Annotated in this window: 5 protein-coding genes and 1 pseudogene; all 6 read right to left on the bottom strand. The window is 54.4% G+C overall.

What is annotated here, in order from left to right:
• A pseudogene (locus QMG56_RS23095) lies at positions 1–203 on the bottom strand (flavin-dependent monooxygenase); the annotation flags it as partial.
• A gap of 16 nt (positions 204–219) precedes the next feature.
• A complete protein-coding gene (locus tag QMG56_RS23090) occupies positions 220–678 on the bottom strand; it encodes an acyl-CoA dehydrogenase family protein (RefSeq protein WP_281825235.1) in 459 nt (152 codons plus the stop codon).
• A gap of 152 nt (positions 679–830) precedes the next feature.
• Complete coding sequence (locus QMG56_RS23085) at positions 831–1,028, bottom strand: hypothetical protein (RefSeq protein WP_281825238.1); 198 nt, start codon at positions 1,026–1,028, stop codon at positions 831–833.
• Positions 932–1,297: a nuclear transport factor 2 family protein gene (locus QMG56_RS23080; protein ID WP_281825233.1), complete on the bottom strand. Its 366-nt coding sequence runs from the start codon at positions 1,295–1,297 to the stop codon at positions 932–934. The genes QMG56_RS23085 and QMG56_RS23080 overlap by 97 nt, the downstream gene beginning before the upstream one ends.
• 24 nt (positions 1,298–1,321) lie before the next feature.
• On the bottom strand, positions 1,322–1,744 hold the full coding sequence (locus QMG56_RS23075) for a nuclear transport factor 2 family protein (protein WP_281825231.1): 423 nt from the start codon (positions 1,742–1,744) through the stop codon (positions 1,322–1,324).
• A 52-nt stretch (positions 1,745–1,796) separates the two neighbouring features.
• On the bottom strand, positions 1,797–2,996 hold the full coding sequence (locus QMG56_RS23070) for a TonB-dependent receptor (RefSeq protein ID WP_375713760.1): 1,200 nt from the start codon (positions 2,994–2,996) through the stop codon (positions 1,797–1,799).
• Between the last annotated feature and the right edge of the window lie 161 nt (positions 2,997–3,157).

Genomic DNA, 3,157 nt, shown 5'->3' with positions numbered 1-3,157 from the left:
TGATTGGTTTCTCCGTTCTCCATTTCAACAAGAGCACCAAGGATAACCCAGGTCGCGTGGTCGCAGCCACTTGACCAGGACCAGCGGCCTTCGACGGCATAGCCGCCCTCCACGCGCCTCGCCTTTCCGAATGGTGCGTAGGAGGAGGAAAATCGGACAGTGGTGTCGTCACGCCAGAGATCCTCTGCAACTTTCGGATCCATGACTCCCGTTTCCCAGTTATGGGCTCCGATCACTCCGAGAGCCCATGCCGAAGACGGGCAGTGCTTTGCTATCTCTTGCAAAACGCGATAAAAAACCCGAGGGANATCGGACAGTGGTGTCGTCACGCCAGAGATCCTCTGCAACTTTCGGATCCATGACTCCCGTTTCCCAGTTATGGGCTCCGATCACTCCGAGAGCCCATGCCGAAGACGGGCAGTGCTTTGCTATCTCTTGCAAAACGCGATAAAAAACCCGAGGGAAGTGCTCAAAACCACCGTAGGCCTTGGGTTGAAGGATGCGGTAGAATCCTGCATCCTGAAAATCCTGCACCGTTTCAGCTGGAACCCTTCCCAGCTCTTCGCACTGACGCGCGCGCTGCCGCAGTACAGGGCCGAGGCTCCTCGCCCGGTCAAGCAACTCGTCCGCTGACGGAATGAGATCACAAGCAGTTGCTTGCACCGAATTCTGCTTCACGACAAACCTCCCAACGTTTCTATGAAATTGTACAAATCTTTGCTTGTGGCGATCATTCTAAGTTCCGGAATGCCCATTATCAAACCTGATAATGATATAGTGGATATTGATCCGGAAAATACTGCCATCAGGCTGGGAGACTGTCCCGCCAATCATCGCTCGATGTCGACACGGATCCGAACAAGCCGCAAAGTTCTTATTTTCCAAATATTTCCAACCCGTTGAAACGTGTCGTGGTAATGGTCGTACCCCGTCAGCCCGCGAATTGGCCCGCTGGAAAAGCGGAGATAGTCGGCCATCGCCCAGATGCCTTCCGCACGAGCATCATCGAGAATGGTGATCTCGCCCATAGGCCATGATGAACCGAGACAAGTCCATTAAGGCTCTCGAGATACGCGGTCATGACATTGTCGAGGCCAGTGATGATTTCGCTTGTTGCTCCAGGCAGAGCGTTCACCCCAGATGCGGGATCAGTAGCGGCACCCCGGAGGTCAACTGACACGTCGTCCGTAAACAAGCTACGTAAGAGAAGCCCGTCTTTCAGGTCGATAGCTCTGAAGTACCTCGACTTGAGGCACCGGATTTCCTCGGTTGAGACAATGACCTTCGTTTGATCCATTTGTTTGTCCTGTAATCAGACGCTCTAGCTAAGATTAACGTGAGCCATTATATCGGCCAACACCTTATTATCGAAATACTCCCTATAAAAAAGTAGCCGTCCTTCCCTGAACTTAAGAAGACATACATAGCGCTGATTGTAGGGGTGATCGCCGGCGCTCCCGCTCCCCCTGTATGTTACGACAACCATGGAAGGATCAAGCATCTCGAATATTTCGATATCGGTAAATCTGAGACCAAATGAGTCGATTACAGATTGAAACATTGCCCTAGCTGCGTCTTTGCCCTCAATTCTCTCTGGTATTCCAATCGACGGTCCGTATGGAAGCTCGAGAACGACTTGATCGTCTAGATTATCGAACCAGCTGGGACTCATCGAGGGACCAAAGGTCTCCATCATGACCCGTGCCAAAACGGCGTTGTCTCCGCTCTCTCCGTCGAGTTTCATGGAACGTATCCTTCCTTACGCTGGACTGCCTTGCGTGGCCGTGTGATCAGTGTCATTGGAATTCGAAGCCGAAAGTGATGCCGTAGGTGGCTGGACGACCGGCGAGACGACTGGCCGAGTCACTGCCGGGGCTGACCGCGGTCCAGTAATATTCATTGAAGATGTTCTTGCCCCAGAGCATCACCTTCCACGCGCCGTCCCTCGCCTCATAGCCCAGGCGGGCATCGACCGTGGCATAACCATCGATGGCAAAAGGATAGGTCACGCCGGGTTTCACGACGGTGGCTGGGCTTGCGGGATAGGCAATGGTTCGCCCGCCCAGGGCCGCATCGGAGGAAGAGCGGGCGTTGACGCTCACTCCGATGAATGGCGTGCCGCCACTTGGCAACTCATGCCGATAGTCGATATTGACGGCGCCCGACCATTTCGATGTGAACGGCAGGGGAGATCCCGAAAAGTCGACCGGCTGTCCGGTGAAGCTGTAGTCGCCACTATAGTTAGTGATCTTCGAGTCAAGGTAGGTGCCCGAAAGGCCTATGACCAGGCCTGTTGTGGGTCTAATTGTGATCTCCGCCTCGGCGCCGAGAACCCGCGATTTGGGAACATTGACGAGCGCGTCGAGAACACCGAACACATTGGGAGTGTCGATGATCTTGCCGCGAACCTGCTTGTCCTTGTAGTCATAGTAGAATGCGGCGGCGTTCAAACCGATAAGCCGGTCGGCAAACGTCGTCTTGATGCCCGCTTCATAAGCCGTGACGGATTCCTGCGTGACCGGCCTGAGCGACCGGTAGGTTGCGGCTGAGAGCGTGGGAAAGCTGCCCGCTTTGTAGCCGCGCGAGACATTGGCGTAGACCAGGGTCGTCGACGTGGCCTGGTAATCGGCGCCCAACCGCCAGGAGACATTGTCTTCACTCAATGTCTCCTGAAACGGCTGTCCTGGAACGAAATTGTCGTTGAGCGTGAAGCAATCGGATTCGCCGATCGGATCAAACGGCACCGTTCCGAAGATGGAGCCCAGCACATTGAAGAATTTATTCGGATTCCCGTTTGGTGGCGTATAGGAGCAGAGGCGGGCAGAGTTCCTGGATTTTGTATAGCGCACCGAACCGCTGATCTTCAGTTGATCGGTGACGTTCCAGTCAAGACTGCCGAATGCCGCGTAATTCTCTATCTTCTGCTTGTTGGTAACGCCTGCACCGACAATGTATAGAGTATCAGGATTGTAGTTGGACAGGCTGAAATATTTCAGGAGCTGATCTTCGTAGGTGGTGCTGATTCCGAGGCAAGCCGCCCCCTCATTCCGAAATGATGCCGCCCCCTTGTTCCGAAGAATAGTCGCCCCCTGATTCCGAGATGATGCCGCCCCCTGTGGATGGTGTCGGACTCGGGTCTGCCGGCGGGGTTAAGTTC

This window comes from Sphingobium sp. BS19 (assembly GCF_027925545.1).
Taxonomy (GTDB): Bacteria; Pseudomonadota; Alphaproteobacteria; order Sphingomonadales; family Sphingomonadaceae; genus Sphingobium.
Note: the sequence above shows the minus strand (reverse complement) of the source record. Positions and strands in the feature narration are given on the sequence as shown.

Excerpts from the sequence above, each read along its gene's own strand:
- QMG56_RS23080 (WP_281825233.1), bottom strand. The coding sequence starts at position 1,297 with ATGGATCAAACGAAGGTCATTGTCTCAACCGAGGAAATCCGGTGCCTC.
- QMG56_RS23085 (WP_281825238.1), bottom strand. The coding sequence starts at position 1,028 with ATGGGCGAGATCACCATTCTCGATGATGCTCGTGCGGAAGGCATCTGG.
- QMG56_RS23075 (WP_281825231.1), bottom strand. The coding sequence starts at position 1,744 with ATGAAACTCGACGGAGAGAGCGGAGACAACGCCGTTTTGGCACGGGTC.